The sequence below is a fragment of the Echinicola sediminis genome (genome assembly GCF_054777495.1).
Genome location: NZ_BAAHAP010000082.1, coordinates 1 through 22,639 on the forward strand (window position 1 = coordinate 1; position 22,639 = coordinate 22,639).

The following is a 22,639-nucleotide window of genomic DNA, read 5'->3' on the forward strand; positions in this document are numbered from 1 at the left end:
TTTTTGGAAGCAGCTAAACGACCTTGTCGCATAATGATTTCAGAGGTTAGATTAGGATCGCCTAAATAAGCTATTGCTTTTAGAGTATTAAAATTCATTTCTTCGGTAGGACCTAAAGTGCTTAATTACTTTTCATTGCTTAGTTCTTCAGCTGTTTTTCTAGCTTTTTCAAACTTATCATTAATAATTGTTCCTCTTAACAAAACATAAAGCCTATCAGCTTTTTTCTTTCTTTCAATAAAATCATAATCCTTTCTGGATTCCCCTTTTGCCAGATTGCTATAAAAATTTTGAGCCTCCTGCTCTTGAGAAACATTAGAACTATTAAATGTTCTTTTTATATATTCTTTTGCTTGGGCATTATTATCCATTGTTTGTTCATATTGTTGCTGGCTTGCAGCTACTCTTCTTTGGGCTTCAGCTTCTCTGTCTCTTTTAGCTTGCTGGGCGTCCAGTTGTCTTTGTTGGAATATGGATTCTTTGTTGTTTTGCGTGTCATTTTCTCGGCTTGTAGTTTGCGCCGTTGTGTTTGTTTCGCCGGATGCTCCGGTTAATGTTACTGTTTTAGACTGTTCTTTTTCTCGTAGTCGATTAATTTCGGCTCGTGCGTGTTGAACATCCTGCTCCATATATTTGGTAGTGTTTTCCATTTGAAAACGCTGGTTCATTTCTTTTAGAAGGCCAATAGTCTGTTCATTATACCTTATGTACTCTTCTAAATAGGCGATCTTAGCTTGCTTCTCGCTTTCAAAATTTGGGTTGTCGTCTGTTAAATTGATTTGATATGCATTTTGTTTGGCCTCATTGGCTTTATCTTTCAAAACATTCCTTTGAGCATACATATTATCAATTTCTGTTTGTTTTTTTGCTTTATCGGCAGCCGCGTTTTTACCGTGCTCACATCGACATTTGGCATATGCACTACCAGTCTCGCGTGCAACATCGCACCAGCTTTTTCCATCTGGCAATACAATACTTCCGCTTCGGTTGGGATCTAGAAGATGCTCACACGGATCACCTTGGCCAAGTATCGAGTTGCTAAAAAATAATAAGAGGATAATAGAGTAAATATTTTTTGGGTTCATAATTAATAGCTTTTATTTTAAAGGAATTTTATTATAAGGGTAAAGCGATAACTAAAATTGATAAATGTTTTGTTGTGATTGATAATTTTCTTATTGTAACAATACCCTATAATAGGTGTTTTTTCAGCTTGTTGCCAACTAACTCATAAGCGTATTGCTTATATTTCCTTTATATTTTCCCGATTTCAAACGCTTACAATCGCTTATAAACGTTTAAAAACTGATCCATCCCAAACATACCCAATCCCCTAAAACAAAAAAATACCCCACTTGGGGTATTTTTGGGGTTTATTGCTAGAAAGTTACCTGTTGCTCTAGTAAGGAAGCCAGCATCTCTGCCCAGGTACGGTAGATCCTTCCACTGGGGTGCAGCCCATCAGCAACGAGGTTTTCGGGCAGATAGCCCCTGGACCGGTAATCTTGGGTGATGTCCAGAAAAAATACCCCTTCGGATTGGCACAGCTGCCGCTGGGCATCATTGAAGGCATCGATTTCTTTGGCCACTTTGTTTTTGTCCACCTTCTGCTGGCTGGCAAATTCAGTGATCCCCCAGTCAGGGATGGACAGGACCTTTACCCTGGTTTTATTTCTGTTGGCAAATTCAATGGCTTGTTGGAGCAAGCCGGCAAACTCCTTTTGGTAGTTTTCCACACTTCTCTGGCGGTATTGGTTGTTGACGCCGATCAACAGGGTGACCAGATCATAGGTATTCCCCTCAATGTTGGCAGCGCGGATGCCTTCTTGGAGTTCATCGGTGGTCCAGCCGGTAACGGCGATGATTTCGGGAGATTCAAAATCCAGTTTTTGTTCTTTCAAAAGTTCCACCAGCTGTGCTGGATAGGTTTCGTTTTGCGGGACTCCTTCGCCAATGGTGTAGGAGTCTCCCAGGGCCAGGTAGCTAAGTTTTTTATCGTTCATAAGGTTGAGATGGTTTTTTGGTAGTGGAATAACTGTGCTGGTTTGAACTGCAGGAAAACAAAAGGCATGCCGCCAGTACGGGCCAGAGAAAATTAATATTCCATTTGCTTTTCATGGTTTCATTCGGCTGATCACAGATTAAGAAGCAAATATTTTTTCTGTCATTTCAAAGGTGCCCTCATTTGCATTCATTTTGACTTTGGCCCCGATGGGCACGATAAACTGCTTGCTCACATGGCCGATCATGGCTCCGCGGTAAGCCGGGATGTCCAGGGGCTTGATATAATCCAGCAGGATTTGCCAGAGGGTCAGTGAACCGTAGCCCCCGGAGGGTTCGCATTCAGAACATTGTCCGAAAATAAAGCCTTTGAGCTGATCCAGTGCCCCCATGAGTTTTAAGGTGCTCATCATGCGGTCGATACGGTAGGGGTCTTCGCCCACATCTTCCAGAAAGAGGATCTTGTTTTTGAAATCAGGAAGGTAGGGGGACCCGGCCAGTGCGGTCAGGACGGTAAGGTTGCCGCCCACGATGATACCTTCGGCGGTGCCAGGGGTAATGGTCTGGATACGGTTTTTCTTGATGATCAGGTCATCGCCTTTTTCCAGTTCGTTTTCAAACTTTACCAGTTTTTGCTCAAAGAACATCTGCTCAAATTGCTGGACATTAAAACTGTTCCAGCTTCCGGTGCCGTTGGGCCCGTGAAAGGTGATGAGGCCGGTTTGGGCATTGATGGCATTGTGCAGGGCGGTAATGTCACTGTAACCTAAAATCGGTTTGGGGTTTTTCTTAATGTTCTTGTAGTCCAATAAAGGCAGTATCCGCGCGGCCCCCGAACCTCCGCGAATGCAGATAATGGCCTTTACCTCTTTGTTGGCAAACATATCGTTCACATCCCCTGCGCGCTCTTCATCTGTTCCGGCCAAATGCCCATAGCGGTTGGTAAGGTATTTTCCTCTCAGGACCTTCAGCCCCAATGCCTCCAGTGTTTCCTGGGCAAATTGAAAAAGTATTTCATCATTGGTCGCAGAGGAGGGGCTGACCAGTCCCACCAGGTCACCTTGCTTTAAGGGGCAGGGCAAGAGGGATTTCTTTGCTGTTTCGCTTTCAGCATTCCGCGAGGTGCTTTTAAAGCCCAAAATAGGGGACAGTCCTGCTGAAAGTCCCAAAGCTTTGATAAAAGTTCTTTTATTCATGGAGGTGGTTTTGTTCTGAATTCAAAATATCGATGCTATACGATTACGGAATTAGTTTAACCATTAAGGAATTAAGAAAATGAAGAGAGACTAAGCTAAGCCTTTATGTTCCTTCATACCTTCATGGTTATCTTTTTTTGTCTCTTGATCATTGGTACAAACCGTTAAGGAATTAAGAAAATGAAGTTAGGCCAAGCAAAACCTTCATGTTCCTTCATGCCTTCATGTTTATCTTTTTTTTCTTGATCAATGGTAGAAACCATTAAGGAGTTAAGAAAATGAAGCTAGACCAAGCTACCCCTTCATGTTCCTTCATGGCTTCATGGTTATTTTTTTTGTTTCTTTATCAATGGTAGAAACCTTTAAGGTTTTAAGGGAATGAAGCTAGACCAAGCTACCTCTTCATGTCCCTTCATGCCTTCATGGTTATTTTTTTTGTCTCTTGATCATTGGTACAAACCGTTAAGGAATTAAGAAAATGAAGCAAGACCAAGTTAAACGTTCATGTTCCTTCATGCCTTCATGGTTGTCTTTTTTTTCTAGGTCATTGGTAAAAAACATTAAGGAGTTAAGAAAATGAAGCTAGACCAAGCTACCCCTTCATGTTCCTTTATGCCTTCATGTTTATCTTTTTTTTCTTGATCAATGGTACAAACCATTAAGGAATTAAGAAAATGAAGTTAGGCCAAGCAAAACCTTTATGTTCCTTCATACCTTCATGGTTGTCTTTTTTTCTTGATCATTTGTAAAAACCATTAAGGTTTTAAGGGAATGAAGCTAGACCAAGCTACCCCTTCATGTTCCTTCATGCCTTCATGGTTGTCTTTTTTTGTTTCTTGTTCGTTGGTAAAAACCATTAAGGAATTAAGAAAATGAAGCTCACCAAGCTACCTCTTCATGCTCCTTCATACCTTCATGGTTATCTTTTTTTGTTTCTTGGTCAATGGTAGAAACCGTTAAGGAATTAAGAAAATGAAGCAAGGCCAAGCTAAACCTTCATGTTCCTTCATGCCTTCATGGTTATATATTTACCCGATTTCACTCAATAATGCGGATAATTCAGCTTGAAGTTAAAAATTATCCCTGATATACAATAGTACCTTTTCCATCTCCTCCCTTACCTGCCGGGCTTTGTAGGGATAATTGTTGTTCATAAAAGCAAAAGCGTACAGCTTGTTTTGATTGGTTTTGATATAGCCCACCAAACTGTGGTTATTGCTCATGGTCCCCGTTTTGGCAAAGACGTAGGGACGGCTTGCCCTATAGGCATTTTTTAACGTGCCTGATTTTCCCCCTTGGGGCAAAAGACGGAATAAAGTGGTGTCGGGGACGATTTGGTAGATTTTTTTGGTGATCTCCACCATGTCCCTGGGGGTAAAGAGGTTGTGTCTGGAGAGACCGGAACCATCCACCCACTGCGGCCCGTCGGGGAGATCCGTCAGGAACGTTTCCTTGATCAATTTGATGGTTTTTTCCGTGTTCAACTCCTGAAAAAGCCTGTCAGAGATCATCAGCAGGAGCTGTTCGGCCAGAAAATTGTCGCTCTCCTGAAGCATTTCCCTGTAAAGGCTGTCCAAAGGAATGCCCTTCAGTACAAAATGCTCCTTGGGCAGTTTTTCTTTCGAAAGCATGACTTCTTTCCCCAAAGCCTGGGAGGCCAATAAGGAAAAGGTCTCTGAGGAAGTGACAAAGGGAACCTTGGATTCGGTCTTGCTATAGGTTTTTGGATTATAGTAAAAACTGTTGCTGTGAAAATCCCTTTCCACATCTTTCAGTTCCTTGGCAGTAACCGATAGGCTTTTGGAGAAAAAAGCGGGTTGTATTTTGGGGGAACGTTGATGGTTTTTTATGGTGACCAGGTTCCCATAGATCGGAAAGGGAGAGCGTTCAGCCGAATAGGCGTAGTAATAATCGTCCCATTGCCAGCCATAACCAAAGGGCGTGTCTTTCCAGTTGTCGTCAGAAAAGTAGATTTTATCATAAGGGGCAAAGAAAGCGGCCATATCGATATCCGGTACGGGCCCGTAGCCCCAGGAAGGATCCCCTGTGCCCCAAATGATCACATCCTTGCCTTTGGGAAGGTAGCGCAAGCGCTCCGTCCTGCTGCCCAGGCTCAGGAGCCCGGCATAAAAAGTGAAAAGCTTGGTAGTGGAGGCGGGAATAAAATATTGCTGACTGTTCTTTTCAAAGACGGTCCTTTGCTCTTCCAGGTCAAATAGCATAAAGCCGGTCATGTGTTTTGAAAAAAAGGAATGCTCACCCAAACGGTTTTCCAGGCCTTCAAGGCTGGTGACGCTGCTCTGGGGATGGGCATGGCCATAAAGGAAAAACAGCAGCAAAAAAATGAAAGGTGTCTGGCTTTTCATTGTAATACTTGGTTGATGATTGAGAAAAGTATCATGGAGCCTCTTGAGGTTTGGATTTGATCCCGAAAAAAACCAAAATCCAGCCAAGAATAAAGGCAAGTCCCCCAATCGGTGTGATCGCCCCCAGCCAAGTAATGCCCGTGGTGGACAGGATGTACAGGGAGCCGGAAAAAATGATTATTCCTGCCAGAAAAGCATAAATACTGGCATTAAGCTTTTTGCTTTGCAGGTTGTTATGCTGTAAAATGCCCACCATAAAGATGGCCAGGGTATGGTAAAACTGGTATTTGACGGCGGTCTCAAAAGTTTCCACCCGGCCAAATTTTTCCAGTACAGCGGCCAGACCATGGGCGCCAAAGGCACCGATAGCCACTGTCAATGCCCCCAAGGCTGCTGCGATTTTGATCGTACTGATATAATTCATCTTTTACTGATAGTTTCTGCTTCCAAAAATAGCACTTCCCACTCTTACTATGGTGCTGCCTTCTTCTTGGGCGATCGGGTAATCCCCGCTCATGCCCATGGAAAGCTCTTTAAGGGCAAAGTTTTTAGGTAAGTCTCTTGTGTTGAGACGATCCAAAAAGGCTTTTAGCCCCGCAAATTCCCCTCGTACGATTTTTTCATCCTCGGTATTGGTGGCCATGCCCATCAGGCCGATGATCCGGATATTGGCCAGCTCGTCAAAGGCTTTTTCTTCCAATAAGTCCAGAATTTCCTGTTCGGAAAAACCAAATTTGCTTTCTTCTTTGGCAATATGCACCTGTAAGAGACAGGGCAGGATACGATTGACTTTTTTGGCTTGTTTGTCAATTTCTTTGAGCAGTTTGAAGGTGTCCACTCCATGAATGAGGTAGACAAATGGGGCAATGTATTTGACCTTGTTGCGTTGCAGGTGGCCGATCATATGCCATTGGATATCATCCGGTAGCTGGGGGTATTTATCGACCATTTCCTGGACCTTGTTTTCTCCAAAGTTCCTGATGCCGGCTTCATAGGCTTCCCGGATGTCCTCTACCGGTTTGGTCTTGCTGACGGCCACCAATAGGCAATCTTGTTTTTTGAATTTCTTTTTTAGCTTGGATAAGTTCTCTTTTATGCTCATTCCTTTATTTTTATGTTTTCAAAGATAGTGGCGGAGGAAACTTTTGACAAATATTATTATATCAACGCAAGAACAATACCATAGACCGAGATTATGGCGATTTTAGGTGCGCCGCTTAAATAGGACATCCGTTTGAGAGAATCCCTGGAGCAGGAATATAGTTCCCCTTTGGAGCTTCAAAAACAGCAGCTCAAAAAACAGTTGATCACCGCAGGAAGAACCCAGATCGAAAGAAATATGGGTTCAAAGACGACCTACTCCATTTCAGGAAACCTGAGAACGATTTTTATCAGGCTTTTGCCCGACACGGCCATGTTTGCTTTTTAGTCCAACAAGAAATTATTGACAAAGGTACTTTTTAAGGTCAGCCAGAGAAAAAAGGATAAGACCGCAAAAAAGAGATAAGCCCTATAGAAGTCCTGGGTTTCTTTGTACCTGGATTCAAGGATTTCCGCTTTTTCCAATTGGTCGATCTGATCGAAAATGTTTTGTAAGGCACCATCATCTGAAGCACGGAAAAACTGTCCTTTTCCGATTCTGGCCAAATCCCTAAGGGTGGTTTCGTTGAGGTAGGTTTCGACCATTTGCGGCCTGCCAAAGAAGTCCGTACCGTAGGGAACCATCCCGTCCTTGCCCACAGCGATGGTGTAGATCTTGATATCCATGGCAGAGGCCAGTTCGGCGGCAAAAGTGGGATCGACGTTTCCGGCATTATTGTCCCCGTCACTGAGCAATACCATCACTTTGGATTTGGAATCGGATTCCCGCATCCTGTTGGTAGCGGTGGCCACAGCACTTCCGATTGCTGTTCCCTTTGCATCCATCATGTCAAAAGAGATGTCATCGATCAGGGAGGTGAGGAGTTCGTAATCAGTGGTCAGGGGAGCCAGGGAGAAGGCCTCTCCGGCAAAGATGACCATGCCGATGCGGTCACCAAACCGGCCATCGATAAAGTCAATAGCGGTGGCCTTGGCGGCTTCCAATCTGTTGGGTTCAAAGTCCTGCAGGTCCATGGATTCGGAAATGTCCAATACCAACATGATGTCAATGCCTTCCGTGCTTTGCTCTACTTTTTCATTGGAGCGCTGGGGACGGGCCAGGGCAATAATGATCATCAGCAATGCGAGCACAAAGAAGACGGTAGGTACCAAACGGAGGTAGGTCCAAGGGTTGCTTTTGGACACACTTCCCGGCAAGGAAAGCTCCAAAGAAGGGTTTTTGAGAAATTTGGTGAATTTCCTGAACAGGATGATCAGGGGGACCACCCAAAGCAAGTGCAGTGCCCAGGGGTTTTCCCATTCGTAGGAGCGGAAGGTTTCAGGATAAAACCAACTCAGTGAAAACCAATCTGCGATCTCATTTGCTCTCATGGATTTCCTTGATTTTTTGGTGATACATTTCCACGCATACGGATTTTAGCTTGTCACAGGTAGCCAAAACATCCTCTGATGGACGGTTGGCGTAAATGATGATTTCTATTTTTCTAAATTCTTTGACCAAATCTGTTCTTTCTAAGAAGGTTCCGATCTCAGTGGCCGTCCACTCCCTATAAGGATGACCGGTCAGTTGTTCCATATAGTCTTTCCATGTCGCCAATGTTTCATCGGCCACCTGAAGGTTGGGCTTGTTTTGCAGGGTAGTGACCGAGGCATCCCATTTGTTGAGGAAGGCCTTGTGCCGTTTTTTCAGTTTATTGATGGCCCATTGTTTTTGGATCTTTTTCCCGAAAAGCAGGAAGGCCAGCAGGGCGGTCATTAGGATGGTGCCCAGAAAAATCAGCAAATAGGGGTAGTTGAAGTCTTTAGGGACCGGAAGGTATTTGTCATTGTCCTTAAAGGTGAGTTCTTCCGGCATCGGGTCGATGGTCAGGGTCAAAGCGATATTGTCAGCTTCCGGGAAATGCACCAGGCTGTCATATTTAAGCAGCTCAAAAACAGGCAAAGCATAGGTTTTGACCGGGTCAAGCGAAAAATTGGACAGGTAATAAACAGCACTGTCCAAGGTGAGGCTGTCCTTTGTATAGGAGGTAAATGTCTGCTTTTCCAAAAAGGAGAAATCGCGGTAGCCATAGGAGGAATCAGGAAAAACGATGTTTACCTCCGGGGGGTATTGGGCTTTCAAAACATATCCTACCCTTTCGCCAAGTTTGGCGGAATCTTGAAGGAAATAACCTTCCACTTTCAGGTTTTGTGCCTGAAGGGAGGAAAAGATCAATACTAGTAAAATGCTCAAGAAGAATCCTTTGTTCTTACCCACGCTTCATGCTTTTATTCCTGTACCTAAACAATTCAATCAATGGAAGGACAATGTCCTCCTGGGTATCAATGGGGAGGTAGTTGATCTGGTTTTTTTTGCATAATTCTTTGAGTGAATTTCTTTCGGTAATGAAGGTGTCGGATATTTTTCTGGAAAAGCTGCCAAAAGCGGTGTTGACCCAGGTGGTTTTTCCTTCTTCCTTGTCAAAGACCGGGATGATGCCCAAGGAAGGCAGAACGGATTCTCTGGGGTCGGTCACCTGTATGGCCACCACATCGTGCTTTTCTGCCAGGGCCTTGAAAGGTCTTTCGTAGTTTTCGTCGATGAAGTCCGAAATGACGATGATGATGCTCCTCTTTTTGATCAGGTTCAGGGTAAAGGTAAACATCTCGTTAAGATCGGTTTTGATGGACTTATTGTCGTGTTGGAAAATCCCTCGGATTACCTTTACTCCCTGCTTGGGACCCTTTCCAGGTAAGATGACCTTTTCTTTTTGGTCGGAAAAGGAAATCAGTGCCACCTGGCTGCCTTCATGGACAGCGGCCAAGGTCAGTACCCCTGCAATTTCTTTTCCAAGGTCGATTTTTTTTCTGCGTTCGTCGCCGATGTCCTGGGATCCACTGATATCCAATAGGAAATAGACCGACTGGTCTTTGTCTTCCTTGAAGGTCTTGACAAAGGTACCATGGCCTTTGGCGGAAACCTTCCACTCGATCGTCCGGACATCATCTCCATACTGATAAGGCCTCAGGTCATCGAATTCAAGACCAGCTCCTTTGAAAATGGACTGATAATCACCCTGAAGGTGGTTGTTGGCCACTTTCCGGATCATGATTTCATATTTTCTGAGTTTTTTCAGCAGTTGATTCATGCGCTATTTTATTCCGAAGGCCTAAATTTAATGGACTCGATTGAATAATAAAACGAGTAATGGATAACATGTTGTCTAAATTCAACGGAAATGGCTAATTTTGAATTGTGAAAAAATTTATATTCTTCATTATTGTGTTTTTTGGGATGCTTTCCTGCGGGCAAGATGGACGTCCGGATTATCTGCTATCAGAGGATCAGATGGTAGGGATTATGGTGGATATCCACATGGCGGAGGGCCTGGCGAGCTCCCTTCCGGTGTCCTATGATTCTTCCAAAAAGCTATATCCCCTCTTTGAAACAAGGGTATTCGAAAAGCACCAGGTCGCAGACAGTACCTATGTCCGGAGCTTGGAGTATTACCTCAAAGATGCCGGTAAAATGGAGGAACTTTATGGTCGGGTGATTGATTCACTAAATGTGAAGGAAAAAGTAGGAAAATAAGCGTATGTTATATCCTGATAATCTTGAGACCAAGATTAATTTCGATAAAATAAAAGAGTGGATTAAAGAAGAGTGCACCAGTAAACTGGGCACGGACATTGTCCAAAAAGTCACCTTTTCCAAGGACATTCAACTATTGAACAAACTTTTGGACCAAACGGAGGAGTTTCGTCAGATACTGCTGTCTGGAGAGATTTTTCCTTCGTCTAACTTTTTGAACATCTACCCTTATCTCGACAAGGCAAAAATTGAGGGGACTTTCCTCTACGAGGATGATTTCCATGAAATCCGCCTTTCATTGGTTACACTCAAAGGCTGCGTGGACTTTTTTACCAAGTTTCAGGAGGAATATCCGCAGCTGTTTCAGCTGTTGGGCCTGGTGAACCTGGACAATACCTTGCTCAGGGCCATTGAGAAGGTGCTGGATGATAAAGGAAAGATCAAAAACAACGCTACCCGGGAACTAGGCCTGATCAGGGGACAGATACTCTATGAGGAAAACCGGCTGCGAAAGGTTTTGGACAGGATCTTCAGGGAGGCCAAGGCAAAGGGGCTGACCCCTGATGATGCTTCGATCACCATCAGGGGAGGCCGAATGGTCATGCCTGTTCTGGCGGAAAACAAGCGGAAGATAAAGGGCTTTGTCCATGATGAATCGGCTACCGGTCAGACGGTGTTCTTAGAACCGGCCGAGGTGCTGGATATCAACAATGAACTGAAGGAATTGGAATATATGGAGCGTCGGGAAATCCAAAAGATCCTGACTGAACTGACCAATACACTGAGGCCCTTTATTCCTGAGCTTAAAAGTGCCTTCCGTTTTTTGGGCATGGTGGATTTTATCCGGGCCAAAGCCAAGCTGGCATTGAAGATGAACGCCAGCAAACCTTCTTTGCAAAAGGGGAAAATCATTGAATGGTACAATGCCCGTCATCCGGTTTTGGAAGAAGCCCTGAAGCAGCAGGACAGGAAAATCATTCCCCTTAATATCAATTTGGACCATAATAGCCGGCTATTGGTGATTTCTGGTCCCAATGCCGGGGGAAAGTCAGTGACGCTAAAAACCGTGGCATTGGTCCAGTACATGCTTCAGTGTGGGCTCTTGGTGCCGATGGATCCTCATTCCAAATGCACTGTTTTCCAGAATTTCTTTATTGACATCGGGGACGAACAAAATATAGAAAATGACCTGAGTACCTATAGCTCTCACCTGATGAGTATGAAGTACTTTACCCAGTTTGCTGATAAAAAGACCATATTCTTTATAGATGAATTTGGGACGGGGACCGAACCCCAGTTTGGAGGGGCGATTGCCGAATCCATCCTTTTGGCGCTGAACAAGTCGGGTGCTTATGGGGTGGTGACCACCCACTATGGCAATTTGAAACAGATTGCGGCCAAAAACCAGGGCATGACCAACGGGGCCATGCGCTTTGATGTGGACAAGCTGGAACCGCTTTATCAATTGGAGATAGGCAAGCCGGGAAGCTCTTTTGCTTTGGAAATCGCCACCAAGATTGGGATTTCCAAGGAAATCATCGGCTATGCCAAAGCCCAGATCGGTGATGAAAGGGTCCAGTACGATAAACTGTTGAACAAACTGGAGTCAGAAAAAAACAAGTATGAACAGCTTTTGGATGAGGCGCAGAGGAAGGAAAGGCTGCTTACCCAGCGCATGAAAGAATACAATGAGCTGAAAGAAACCATAGAAAGCAATCAAAAACAGCTGATCCAGCAGGCGAAACAGGAGGCAAAAACCATTTTGGATGGAGCCAATAAAAAGATAGAAGAGACCATCCGCTCGATCAAGGAAAACAAAGCAGAAAAAGAAGCAACCAAAAAGGCAAGAAAGGGGTTGGAAGAGCATAAGGTGGCCGTCAAGCCTGACAAAGCCTTCAAGCCAAAGGTGTCTGAAGAGCTAAAAGTCGTGGGTGGCGAAATCAAGCCCGGTGATCATGTGAGATTGAAGGACAATGGGGCGATCGCAGAGGTAATTGCTGTCAGGAACAAGGATGTGGAGATCAGTATAGGTGACTTGAAGTCCAATGTGAAACTGAACAGGTTGGAGAAAATTTCCAGAACCACCCTCAAAAAGGAAAAGAAAGCAATTGCTTCCAGAATGGGATACGACACCAACTCGAAGATGGTGGATTTCTCACCTAACTTGGATCTAAGGGGGAAAAGAGGAGAGGAAATACTTTCAATTGTCCAGAATTTTGTGGATGAAGGCTATATGTTAGGGGTGAAAGATTTGAGGATTGTCCATGGCAAAGGGGATGGGATTCTGCGTGAAATCACCAGGAATTTATTAAGGACCATGCCCTCGGTTGGTAAATATGAGGACGAACATGCAGACCGTGGAGGTGCCGGAGTTACCCTGGTTACACTGAAATAGGATTTTTTGGTTAGGGCAACTTGTATGCTTGCCTTACCAAAAGTTTCCAGCTTTCCTCTTTTTGTCTCCAGACCATCATTATGCCTATCCTTACTTTTCCGGGGACGTTGTTGTCATTGGTAGTGGCCTGTAAAATATGCCGGACGATGCCGATGTCATCCACCACCTCGTAGCTTTGGTTTTGCAGGTCAATACTCACAAAGTCAGATTGGCCGCTTAGCAATGTCGCAATAAAGGTTTCCTGGTCTTCAATCTTGCCACTGGAATGGCCATAAGAGAGCTTTTTATCTGTTAGGGCCTTTAGGCTTGCCTTGTCCGGGGAAATCATGGCTTCAGTGAGTTCTTGTACGGCCTTGACCAAAGCGATGGAATTTTCGGACTGGGCGAAAGAAACTGTTCTTGTTCCGATAATTAGCAGAAATAAGAAAAGGAACTTTTTCATGTCAATTTATTCAGCTTTGAGCCGGAATACATAATCACCGGCAAGGGCAGTTACCCTGCTGTCGGCAGGAGCAGGGACATTAAATTCCAGGATAAGATTACTTCCCGCTCCTGAGAAGGAAATTTCTTGGGATGCGGCCGGCTGATTCCCCGCCAATACCATTTTATCAAAGTTGTTTCCAGCAAAGGACCAGCTTCCGCTATCATCAAACAAGCGGTTGTTGTTCGCGGTGGCGTAGGACTTGCTGCCATTGCTGCCAGAGAAGGTGATTTCGAAACCGGTCCATTCACTGGTCACATCGATTCCCTTGTGAGAAACAGATCCTCCGGAAACCGTCCATGTTTTGTTTGATTCTCCTGAAATTTTTTCAGTAGCGATCTGCTCCGGCGTTTTTGAAGGTGTGGGGTCTTCTTTGCTCGAACAGGAAAACAATACCGTAAATGCTAAAATTGCGAAATAAAAAATGGATAGATTTTTCACGTTTGCTCTGGTTTTTTGGTAAATATAAGAATATCACATCAATCTTAAAGAACAGATTTCAGTTTGTAGTCTTCAATATTTAATTCTTCGGTGCAGAAAGAATATTCTTTGGCGTCATTAGATCCTACAACGATGGTTCTGTTATAGCCAAATTCACTCACCAGTTCCTGGTACCAACTGCCCCCTTTGGTGTCCAGGTTGGAAGTAGGTTCGTCCAATATCAACATGGGCACATCGGAAAAGAAGCACAAACCCAATTTTAGCCGTTGTTTCATTCCAGAAGAGAAATAGGTGACTTGCTTGTCGATGGATTCAGAAAGGTACATGGTTTTTACCATGTCCTGAATGTTCATGCCAGAAATGGGGGATTTGAACTGAAAGTGGAATTGGAGGATTTCTTTTAGGGTAAATTCCTCAGGAAGTTCCATGTAAGGAGCGCTGATCGCAATGGATTTATAAAAATCCCCTTCTGATAGGCGGTGACCTTCCGTGCTGTATTCGATGGTGCCATCGGTCAGGGGAATGGCTCCGGCAAGACATTTCAAGAAGGTCGACTTGCCGGAGCCATTGCTGCCGGTGATGGCTGTTTTAGAAAAAGGCTTTACTTGAAGGTTCAGGTTTTTGAAGATCCATTCGTACTGGAACCGTTTTCCTGCATCTTTTAACCTGATTTCCAGCATGGATCAGTTGATATAGCCTTTCATCACGCCTCTTTCTGAAGACCTGATAAAGTTGACGATCTCATCTCTTTCTTTGGTAGCTGGAAGGTTGATTTCTATTTCCTCCAGTGCCCGGCTATTGTTGAGGCTGTTCAAAAACAGGTAACGGTAAACTTCCTGAATATGGCTGATGGATTCGCTGGTGAAGCCCCTTCTTCTTAGGCCGAGGGAATTGACCCCTGCATAACTCAAAGGTTCTCTTGCCGCCTTGGTAAAAGGAGGGACGTCCTTTCTGACCAAGGAGCCGCCGGAGATCATGGAATGCATGCCGACTTTCACGAATTGATGGATGGCGCTGCTCCCTCCGATGATGGCCCAGTCGTCTATGGAGACATGGCCGGCGACCTGCACGGTGTTGGCTATTATCACATGGTCTCCGACGATACAGTCATGGGCAATATGCACATAAGCCATAAGCAGGCAGTGGCTGCCTATTTTAGTGACTCTTTTGTCGATGGTTCCCCTGCTGATGGTCACACATTCTCTGATGGTGGTATAGTCTCCGATTTCAACAGTGGATTCCTCACCTTGGAATTTCAGGTCTTGTGGTACACCTGCAATGACCGCTCCAGGGAAAATTTTGCAATTTTCTCCGATTTTTGCCCCTGGGAATATCGTTACGTTAGAGCCGATCCAAGTTCCCTTTCCGATTTCTACATTTTCATGAACGACAGTAAAAGGATCGATGGTCACATTTTCACCGACCTTGGTATCTTCATGTACTTGTGATAGCTTACTTATCATGCGTCTTTTCTTACAATACTAGCAGTCATTACGGCTTCGCAAACCAATGTGTTTCCAACATAGGCTTCACCTTTCATTTTTGCAATCCCTCTTCTGATAGGGGACAATAATTCACATTTGAAAACCAACGTGTCTCCCGGAAGTACCATTTTCCTGAATTTGCAGCTTTCGATGCCCAGGAAATAGGTCCAGTAATTTTCCGGATCCTCTACAGTGCTCAGTACAAGAATGCCGCCAGTTTGTGCCATGGCTTCTACTTGTAATACTCCGGGCATGACGGGGTTGTTGGGGAAATGCCCCATAAAAAACGGTTCGTTTATGGTGACATTCTTCACACCGGCCACTACCGTGTCATCCAAATAGATGATTTTGTCCAAAAGTTGGAAGGGATATCTATGGGGTAAAATATTCCCGATTTGATTGATATCCATCACAGGTGGCAGCTTGGGATCGTAATGGGGGATATGGCTAGGACCTACCTTTTCCATTGCCCTTTTTAGCTTTTTGGCAAAAGCCACATTGGCGGCGTGTCCAGGCCGGGCAGCAAGGATCTGGGCCTTTAAAGGGCGTCCTACCAAGGCCAAATCGCCGACCACATCCAGCAGTTTATGCCTGGCAGGTTCGTTTTTGTACCTAAGTTCCACATTGTTGAGTATCCCTTCTTTTCTGACTTCCACCTTGGGCTTGTTAAACATCTTGGCCAGGCCGTCCAGTTCTTCATCAGTCACGATACGGTCTACCACAACAATGGCATTGTTAAGATCCCCGCCCTGAATCAGGTTTTGCTTGTACAGCATTTCCAGCTCGTGAAGGAAGCAGAACGTTCTACAGGAAGCAATTTCAGACTTGAATTGGCTGATGTCCATTATGGAAGCATGCTGGCTTCCCAAAACAGGGGAGTTATAGTCCACCATTACGGTCACCCTATAGTCGTCCAAGGGGAGGGCCGCCATTTCCACTTCTCGAGCCGAATCTCTATAATGAATGCTTTCCGGTACTTCAAAAAAGCGCCTTAGTGCATTTTGCTCCTGCAGCCCGGCATCTTCAAGGATATTGATAAACTGGATAGAGCTTCCGTCCATGATCGGAGGTTCGGGACCGTCCAGTTGGATAAGCACATTGTCAATTTCCAAACCTACCAAAGCAGCCAGAACATGCTCAACAGTATTTACACGGGCGCCACTTTGTTCTATGGTGGTTCCTCTGGATACATCAACTACATTGTCCACATCAGCGTCAACAATCGGGTCGCCTTCTAAGTCGATGCGTTGAAATTTATAACCGTGGTTTGGAGGAGCAGGTATAAAGGTCATGTTGGCTTCAACACCAGTGTGCAGACCAACCCCGGAAACGGTAACCTGTTTTCCTATAGTATGCTGTTTAACTTTCATTAATGATGTTTTTTGGGCATCTTTTATTTTCGCCACAAATTTATTGTTTTTTTTCCAGATCTTTAATTTTGTCTTGAAGAGATGGTAGATTTTTAAAAATGGAATACGATTTTAAGAATTCCTTCATTTCATATCCGATGTATCCAAAAATGGTCTGCCCTGGTTTGGTAATGGATTTGCTGACGCCTGTTTTAGCCCCAATGATGGTGTTGTCCGCTATCTTAAGATGGCCGATGATCCCTACCTGACCGGCGATAATACAGTTTCTTCCGATCTCTGTGGAACCTGATATGCCCGATTGTGCAGCAATTACAGTGTTTTCTCCGATGATCACATTATGCGCGATCTGTACGAGGTTGTCTATTTTAACGCCCTTTTTGATAATGGTGGATCCCATTGTGGCGCAATCTATCGTACTGTTGGACCCGATGCTGACATTGTCTTCTATGAGGACATTGCCGAGCTGGGGAATGTTTTTGTAGGACTTGTCCTCTTGGGGGGCAAAACCAAAACCATCCGATCCGATGACTACGTTCGGGTGGAATTCACAGTTGTTGCCAATTACCGTGTCATTGTAAATTTTTACGCCTGCATGAACGATACAGTTGTCCCCAATGGTGACCTTGTCTCCGATAAAAGCCTGAGAATGGATAATTACGTTATTTCCGATTTTGCAGTCCTTGCCAATATAGCTAAAAGCAGCCCTGTAGCCACCTTCCCCAATCTGAGAGGAATCGTCCATAAAAGAGGGTTGTTCTACACCGGATTTTGACTGTTTGGTCAGTTGGGCATAGGCCTCCAAAAGTTGGGTAAAGCTGGAATAAGGATCTTTGACGCGGATAAGCGTGGTGCTGAAGGGCTTAGAGGGAGCGAAGTCATTGGCCACAATCACAGCAGATGAAGCGGTGCTGTATAAATAAGGCTCGTACTTCATATTGGACAAAAAGCTTATCCCCCCTGCTTTGCCTTCCTGGATTTTGTCTAGTCGGTTGACTTTTTGGGTACTATCCCCCTCCACGGTTCCGTTTAAGAGTTCTGCAATCTGACTGACAGTAAATTCCATTGAGTTTTAAAATTATATTATCGCAAAGTTAATTTTTTAGCCCGACAAGCATAGTACTTTTTTACAATTTTGCTCATGGCTTTGATGTTGGGCAGGTCTGCTGCCTGGGCGACATCGATGACTTCACCTTTTTTGGTCAAAATGAGAATGCGTTCTTTAGCCACATAGGCATAGTTGGATATAAAGCCGGCGGAAAAGAAGTAAGGTAGCTCATCCTCCGTGATGTTAAGATCTTTTTTTGCCTGATTTTTCATCGCGCTGAGCTGCTCCTCGTCAAATGGGTCGTTTCCCAGTTTTATCTTGAACAGGTTTCTGGTAAGGAACATGTCTGCAATATTCTTCAGGACAAGGTCCTTGTTTTTCTGCCATAATTTGACGGCTCCCCAAATGTCAAAATCATCCATAGTGGCAAAGATTTCCAAGAGGTCTTTGGAGTCTTGGAAATCTTTGAAGGTAAAGTTGTTTTGGAGAAGGTGAATAAAGGCTTCCGAACCTTCCAGTCGGGAGCCTGACTGTTGGAGGTCTTTGGCCCGGTTGATCAGGTTGATCAGCATCTTTTCCGCGCTGACGGTGGTTTTGTGGAGGTAAACCTGCCAATACATCAGCCTTCTGGCGCTCAGGAAGTTTTCAATGCTGTATAAACCTTTTTCCTCGACCACGATCTGGTCGTCCTTAATGTTCATCATCTTAATGATCCTGTCCGCTCCGATGGTTCCCTCCGATACACCGGTAAAGAAACAGTCCCGTTGCAAATAATCCAGCCGGTCTATGTCGAGCTGGCTGGAAACCAGCTGGTGGAAGAATTTTCTTTCATAATTATTCTTAAAAATTCTTAAAGCGAGATCAAGTTGGCCGTTTAATTGGTTATTTAAGGACTCGATGAGCAAAAGGGACAAAGACTCATGCGGAATGCCCTTGAGCAAGGTGTATTCCAGGGCATGGGAAAAAGGTCCATGGCCGATATCATGCAAAAGGATGGCGATCAGGGAGGCTTCATACTCCTTGTCGCTTATTTCGTGGCCCTTGTTCCTCAGGTTGTCCAGGGTAATGCTCATCAGGTGCATGGCCCCCAGGGCATGGTGAAAACGCGTGTGCAGCGCACCGGGATAGACAAAATCGGTCAAACCCAGTTGTTTGATCCTGCGTAACCTCTGGAAATAAGGATGGTCAATGATGGTGAAAATCAACTCGCTGGGAATAGTTATAAAACCGTAAACAGGGTCGTTGAGTATTTTATGGCTTTTCAATTGCCTAAGAATTAGTTGATAGAAACCAAAAGTAATTATAAATTTAAAAGTTTTAAACCATAAAAGATGCAAAAATTTAAAATTCTCTGGGCAGATGATGAGATTGATCTGTTGAAACCTCATATCATGTTTTTGGAGCAAAAAGGATATGAGATTACTACCGTCAACAGCGGAAACGATGCCATCGAAAAGGTAGAGTCTTCCAACTTTGACGTGATTTTTTTGGATGAGATGATGCCCGGCATGACCGGCCTGGAGACCTTGCAGCAGGTGAAGATCCTTAAGCCCCAAACCCCAGTGGTGATGATCACCAAAAGTGAAGAGGAGCATATCATGGATGATGCCATCGGAGGAAAAATAGCGGATTATTTGATCAAGCCGATCAATCCCAGCCAAATATTGCTTTCGGTAAAGAAAATACTTCAAAACAAGCAGCTGATCAGTGAAAAAACCAATTTGTCCTATCAACAGGATTTTTCCAGAATCAGTATGGCCTATAACGATGCGATCGATCATAATGAATGGGCAGATATTTATAAGCGATTGACCTATTGGGAGCTGGAGATAGACAAGACGGAGAACAAGAGCATGCAAGAGGTACTGGATACACAGAAAGCAGAGGCCAATGCAAATTTCGCACGGTTCATAAAAGATAATTACCTGGATTGGCTCAATGATCCTGAAGTGGACAAACCGATCCTTTCCCATAGGGTGATGAAGGAAAAAGTATTTCCTTTTCTCAAGGGGAATGACAAACCCTTGTTCTTTGTAGTGATAGACAACCTACGACTGGATCAGTGGGAGATCATCGAACCTACCTTGAGTGATTATTTCAATATCAAGTCAGAAGACACTTATTACAGCATCCTTCCTACCACAACGGCCTATGCCAGAAATGCCCTTTTCAGTGGGATGATGCCTTTGGACATGGCGCGCTTTCACCCTGATCTATGGGAGGGAGAGGATACCGATGAAGGAAAGAACAACCATGAGTCGGAATTTTTGGAGGTCAATCTGAAAAAAAACAGGGTTCAGGCAAAATTCAGCTACCATAAGATCCTGCAGGCCAGCCAAGGGAAATCGGTGTTGGACCAGTTTTCCAATATGATGAACAATGACCTCAATGTTCTGGTATACAATTTTGTGGACATGATGTCCCATGCCAGGACGGACATGAAAATGATCCGTGAGCTGGCGCCTGATGAATCCGCTTATCGTTCGATTACGGAGAGTTGGTTTCTTCACAGTTCTCTTTTTGAGCTGTTCAAAAGGGTCAGCGAGGCTGGCTGTGAAGTGATCGTGACCACGGACCATGGTACCAAAAGGGTCAACCGGCCCTATAAAATAATTGGAGACAGGAAGGTGACGACCAATCTGAGGTATAAACAAGGAAAAAACCTGAACTTTGAATCGGGAAAGGTTTTTGAAGTGGCCAAGCCCGAAACGGCCAAACTTCCGAGATTTAATGTCTCCACCAGCTATGTTTTTGCCGTAGAAGATTATTTCTTTGCATATCCGAACAATTACAATTATTATGTAAATTACTACAAAGATACTTTTCAGCACGGAGGGGTTTCTTTGGAGGAAGTGATTGTACCGATAATGCACCTTGCACCAAAGCAGTACTAAAAGCTTGAAAAAGATAATTTGCGAAAATACCGAGCAGCTACCGGAGGTAGCCAGAGAAGTTATTGAATATTGCAAAGAAACACCGGTTTGGGTGTTTAAAGGAAGTATGGGGGCCGGCAAAACCGCTTTGATCAAAGCCATAGCGAAAGCGTTTGGCATTGGGGACGTGGTGAGCAGCCCATCTTTTTCTATTGTAAATGAGTATGATAATGAGGCAGGTGAGGTATTCTACCATTTTGATTTCTACCGTGTAGAGGAGCAAGAAGAGGTATTGGAGATCGGCGTGGAGGAGTATTTTTACAGTGGAAGGTATTGTTGGATTGAATGGGCGGAAAAAATTCCTGACTATTTGCCAGAGGAATTTTATTTGGTGTCTATAGAGGTAGATGACCAGGGAAAAAGGGAGTTGACCATAAAAAAGATTTAAAATGGGGGCTAAAATGACAGAGATAAGTAAAGAGGCCGGTATATATCCAAAGGAAGCATTGGCCAGGGTAAAGGACTCTGATCATTCGATTTTAATAGGTTTGCCTAAGGAAAATGCCCTTCAGGAAAAACGGGTGGTGCTTACTCCTGAGGCTGTGGCCCTGTTGGTCAATAACAACCAGCGGGTGATGGTGGAATCGGGAGCAGGAAAGTCATCAAAGTTCTCAGACAAGGAATATGCCGATGCAGGAGCCAAGGTGGTTTATTCCACCAAGGAGGCTTTTGAGGCAGAAGTAGTACTGAAAGTGGAGCCCCCATCGGAAGAGGAAATCGCTTATATGAAGCCTGGGAGTTGTTTGATCTCCGCCTTGCAGCTGGGCAAGCAAAGTGCAGATTATATTCACTCTCTCAATAGGAAAAAAATCACGGCAGTGTCCTTTGAGCATTTGGAAGACAAGGTGGGCGGGATGCCGGTGGTCAGGGCCATGAGTGAGATAGCCGGAAGTACAGTCATGCTGATTGCCGCAGAGTACCTGAGCAGTGTCAAAGACGACGGAAAAGGCTTGATCCTGGGCGGGATTACCGGAGTGCCGCCTACCAATGTGGTGATTATTGGAGCAGGTACGGTAGCGGAGTATGCTGCCCGCACAGGACTTGGTCTAGGGGCCAGTATCAAGATTTTTGACAATCACCTCTATAAGTTAAGAAGGATCAAGCAGCTGCTGGGACAGCAGGTTTATACTTCTACCATAGATAATTATACTTTAGGGGAGGCGCTGAAAGAAGCCGATGTAGTTATCGGAGCTTTGAGGGCAGAAAAGGGCAGGTCGAAGATTGTGGTGTCCGAAGAAATGATTTCTGCCATGATGCCCGGAAGTGTGTTGATCGATGTCAGTATCGACCAGGGTGGCTGTGTGGAAACTTCCAGAATGACCAGTCATGACCGTCCGGTTTATATGTTGTACGATATAATCCACTATTGTGTGCCCAATATAGCCTCAAGGGTGTCCAGAACGGCTTCCATATCCCTGAGCAATATATTTACCCCCATTTTGCTACAGATGGCTGATCTGGGAGGGGCTGAGGAAATGATATTCAATTACAAGTGGTTTATGAAGGGGGTTTATACCTATCGGGGAAGCCTGACCAATGCCCATTTAGGTAGAAAGTTTCAAATGAACCACAAAGAGTTACAGCTTTTGCTGGCGGCGAGATACTAAAAGCAAATTAAGCTTTCTTTGGCCGGTTAGACAGCCTAAGCTATCTAAAGAGAAAAGTAATCTTTTCTATCGTTTAAACCTTCAACTAAGGTTAGGAAAGTAATTTTTGCCTCAATAAGAATTCAAGTTGTTCGTTCGCTTTTAAAAGATCATCAGTGAGTTTCTTGTTTTCTTTTCTTAAGGAAAACACTTCAAAGGCGTTTTTGATGACCGTTTTCAAGTATTCTTCTTCCCAAGGTTTGGTAAGGTAGTGATAGACCTGTCCCTTGTTGATAGCATCGATCACCGCCTGTATGTCAGTGTAGCCTGTTAGAAGGATACGGATGGGGTCCGGGTAGATGGGGATGATGGATTCGAGAAATTCCACGCCGGTTTCCTCTGGCATCCTTTGGTCGGTGATGATGATGTCAACTTTTTCAGATTTCAGAATTTCACGCCCTTTTTCTGCCGAGATAGCAAGATGGACTTTGTATTCTCTCCTAAATGTAGCTTTGAAGGCTTGAAGGTTGTTCTCTTCGTCATCTACGTATAAAACCCTGATTTTTTCCTGTATTGATTCGCTCATTGCTTCTCTTTAGATTTATTGGTTGATTTAAACTAAATGACTACAATTTAAATATAACTAAAAGAGGTTGTATCATACAACCC

The 22,639-nt window shown here is 44.4% G+C and carries 23 protein-coding genes; 6 read left to right on the top strand and 17 right to left on the bottom strand.

All coding sequences use genetic code 11. The annotated features are described in order from the left end of the window. Nucleotides 1-125: 125 nt before the first annotated feature. From ACYVAA_RS17490 to ACYVAA_RS17515, 6 genes are all read right to left on the bottom strand, one after another. Entirely contained in the window at nucleotides 126-1,085 is a 960-nt protein-coding gene (locus ACYVAA_RS17490) for a hypothetical protein (RefSeq protein WP_460544163.1), read from the bottom strand. Between the two features lie 294 nt (nucleotides 1,086-1,379). Then, a complete protein-coding gene (locus ACYVAA_RS17495) occupies nucleotides 1,380-2,003 on the bottom strand; it encodes an SGNH/GDSL hydrolase family protein (protein WP_460544165.1) in 624 nt (207 codons plus the stop codon). 138 nt (nucleotides 2,004-2,141) lie between these two features. Next, entirely contained in the window at nucleotides 2,142-3,197 is a 1,056-nt protein-coding gene (locus ACYVAA_RS17500; protein ID WP_460544167.1) for a S66 peptidase family protein, read from the bottom strand. A gap of 1,070 nt (nucleotides 3,198-4,267) precedes the next feature. Then, nucleotides 4,268-5,563: a D-alanyl-D-alanine carboxypeptidase/D-alanyl-D-alanine-endopeptidase gene (locus tag ACYVAA_RS17505; protein ID WP_460544169.1), complete on the bottom strand. Its 1,296-nt coding sequence runs from the start codon at nucleotides 5,561-5,563 to the stop codon at nucleotides 4,268-4,270. 31 nt (nucleotides 5,564-5,594) lie between these two features. Further along, nucleotides 5,595-5,987, bottom strand: a complete 393-nt coding sequence (locus ACYVAA_RS17510; RefSeq protein WP_460544171.1) for a DUF423 domain-containing protein — start codon at nucleotides 5,985-5,987, stop codon at nucleotides 5,595-5,597. A 3-nt stretch (nucleotides 5,988-5,990) separates the two neighbouring features. Beyond that, nucleotides 5,991-6,665 (bottom strand): YggS family pyridoxal phosphate enzyme, encoded by a 675-nt coding sequence (locus ACYVAA_RS17515; protein WP_460544173.1) that lies wholly within the window; start codon nucleotides 6,663-6,665, stop codon nucleotides 5,991-5,993. Nucleotides 6,666-6,797: 132 nt separating this feature from the next. On the opposite strand from ACYVAA_RS17515, the gene ACYVAA_RS17520 reads away from it, so the two are divergent. Next, entirely contained in the window at nucleotides 6,798-6,992 is a 195-nt protein-coding gene (locus ACYVAA_RS17520) for a hypothetical protein (RefSeq protein WP_460544175.1), read from the top strand. On the opposite strand, the gene ACYVAA_RS17525 is transcribed toward ACYVAA_RS17520, so the two are convergent. The 3 genes from ACYVAA_RS17525 to ACYVAA_RS17535 are packed head-to-tail and all read right to left on the bottom strand — an operon-like array spanning nucleotide 6,989 to nucleotide 9,792. Then, nucleotides 6,989-8,035, bottom strand: coding sequence for a vWA domain-containing protein (locus tag ACYVAA_RS17525; protein ID WP_460544177.1), 1,047 nt, complete (start codon nucleotides 8,033-8,035; stop codon nucleotides 6,989-6,991). The two genes, ACYVAA_RS17520 and ACYVAA_RS17525, sit on opposite strands and share 4 nt — an antisense overlap. Beyond that, nucleotides 8,022-8,897: a hypothetical protein gene (locus ACYVAA_RS17530; protein WP_460544179.1), complete on the bottom strand. Its 876-nt coding sequence runs from the start codon at nucleotides 8,895-8,897 to the stop codon at nucleotides 8,022-8,024. The genes ACYVAA_RS17525 and ACYVAA_RS17530 overlap by 14 nt, the downstream gene beginning before the upstream one ends. 16 nt (nucleotides 8,898-8,913) lie before the next feature. Then, nucleotides 8,914-9,792: a DUF58 domain-containing protein gene (locus ACYVAA_RS17535; RefSeq protein ID WP_460544181.1), complete on the bottom strand. Its 879-nt coding sequence runs from the start codon at nucleotides 9,790-9,792 to the stop codon at nucleotides 8,914-8,916. Between the two features lie 107 nt (nucleotides 9,793-9,899). Between ACYVAA_RS17535 and ACYVAA_RS17540 the strand changes: the two genes are divergently transcribed. After that, nucleotides 9,900-10,235 carry a DUF4296 domain-containing protein gene (locus ACYVAA_RS17540; RefSeq protein WP_460544183.1) on the top strand — a complete coding sequence of 112 codons (336 nt, stop codon included), beginning with the start codon at nucleotides 9,900-9,902 and terminating at the stop codon, nucleotides 10,233-10,235. Nucleotides 10,236-10,239: 4 nt separating this feature from the next. Next, nucleotides 10,240-12,630, top strand: coding sequence for an endonuclease MutS2 (locus ACYVAA_RS17545; RefSeq protein ID WP_460544185.1), 2,391 nt, complete (start codon nucleotides 10,240-10,242; stop codon nucleotides 12,628-12,630). Nucleotides 12,631-12,640: 10 nt separating this feature from the next. On the opposite strand, the gene ACYVAA_RS17550 is transcribed toward ACYVAA_RS17545, so the two are convergent. Genes ACYVAA_RS17550 through ACYVAA_RS17580 form a run of 7 tightly spaced genes read right to left on the bottom strand, consistent with a single transcriptional unit; the run spans nucleotide 12,641 to nucleotide 18,716 of the window. Continuing rightward, a complete protein-coding gene (locus ACYVAA_RS17550; RefSeq protein ID WP_460544187.1) occupies nucleotides 12,641-13,072 on the bottom strand; it encodes a nuclear transport factor 2 family protein in 432 nt (143 codons plus the stop codon). Between the two features lie 6 nt (nucleotides 13,073-13,078). Beyond that, nucleotides 13,079-13,552 (bottom strand): hypothetical protein, encoded by a 474-nt coding sequence (locus ACYVAA_RS17555; RefSeq protein WP_460544189.1) that lies wholly within the window; start codon nucleotides 13,550-13,552, stop codon nucleotides 13,079-13,081. 44 nt (nucleotides 13,553-13,596) lie between these two features. After that, nucleotides 13,597-14,232: an ABC transporter ATP-binding protein gene (locus ACYVAA_RS17560; RefSeq protein ID WP_460544191.1), complete on the bottom strand. Its 636-nt coding sequence runs from the start codon at nucleotides 14,230-14,232 to the stop codon at nucleotides 13,597-13,599. Between the two features lie 3 nt (nucleotides 14,233-14,235). Next, a complete protein-coding gene (lpxA, locus tag ACYVAA_RS17565) occupies nucleotides 14,236-15,015 on the bottom strand; it encodes an acyl-ACP--UDP-N-acetylglucosamine O-acyltransferase (protein ID WP_460544193.1) in 780 nt (259 codons plus the stop codon). After that, nucleotides 15,012-16,406 (bottom strand): bifunctional UDP-3-O-[3-hydroxymyristoyl] N-acetylglucosamine deacetylase/3-hydroxyacyl-ACP dehydratase, encoded by a 1,395-nt coding sequence (locus ACYVAA_RS17570; protein WP_460544195.1) that lies wholly within the window; start codon nucleotides 16,404-16,406, stop codon nucleotides 15,012-15,014. Before ACYVAA_RS17570 ends, lpxA begins: the two co-directional genes overlap by 4 nt. 40 nt (nucleotides 16,407-16,446) lie before the next feature. After that, nucleotides 16,447-17,469, bottom strand: coding sequence for a UDP-3-O-(3-hydroxymyristoyl)glucosamine N-acyltransferase (lpxD, locus tag ACYVAA_RS17575; RefSeq protein ID WP_460544197.1), 1,023 nt, complete (start codon nucleotides 17,467-17,469; stop codon nucleotides 16,447-16,449). 17 nt (nucleotides 17,470-17,486) lie between these two features. Further along, a complete protein-coding gene (locus ACYVAA_RS17580) occupies nucleotides 17,487-18,716 on the bottom strand; it encodes an HD domain-containing protein (RefSeq protein WP_460544199.1) in 1,230 nt (409 codons plus the stop codon). Nucleotides 18,717-18,782: 66 nt separating this feature from the next. Here ACYVAA_RS17580 and porX point away from each other — a divergent pair, with 66 nt between their 5' ends. Genes porX through ACYVAA_RS17595 form a run of 3 tightly spaced genes read left to right on the top strand, consistent with a single transcriptional unit; the run spans nucleotide 18,783 to nucleotide 21,991 of the window. Further along, the gene (gene porX / locus ACYVAA_RS17585; protein ID WP_460544201.1) at nucleotides 18,783-20,345 is read left to right on the top strand and encodes a T9SS response regulator signal transducer PorX; all 1,563 of its coding nucleotides are present in this window, start codon (nucleotides 18,783-18,785) and stop codon (nucleotides 20,343-20,345) included. Nucleotides 20,346-20,349: 4 nt separating this feature from the next. Next, nucleotides 20,350-20,772 carry a tRNA (adenosine(37)-N6)-threonylcarbamoyltransferase complex ATPase subunit type 1 TsaE gene (tsaE, locus tag ACYVAA_RS17590; protein WP_460544203.1) on the top strand — a complete coding sequence of 141 codons (423 nt, stop codon included), beginning with the start codon at nucleotides 20,350-20,352 and terminating at the stop codon, nucleotides 20,770-20,772. Nucleotide 20,773: 1 nt separating this feature from the next. Then, a complete protein-coding gene (locus ACYVAA_RS17595) occupies nucleotides 20,774-21,991 on the top strand; it encodes an alanine dehydrogenase (protein WP_460544205.1) in 1,218 nt (405 codons plus the stop codon). A 91-nt stretch (nucleotides 21,992-22,082) separates the two neighbouring features. On the opposite strand, the gene ACYVAA_RS17600 is transcribed toward ACYVAA_RS17595, so the two are convergent. Continuing rightward, nucleotides 22,083-22,556 carry a response regulator gene (locus ACYVAA_RS17600; RefSeq protein ID WP_460544207.1) on the bottom strand — a complete coding sequence of 158 codons (474 nt, stop codon included), beginning with the start codon at nucleotides 22,554-22,556 and terminating at the stop codon, nucleotides 22,083-22,085. Nucleotides 22,557-22,639 lie beyond the last annotated feature (83 nt).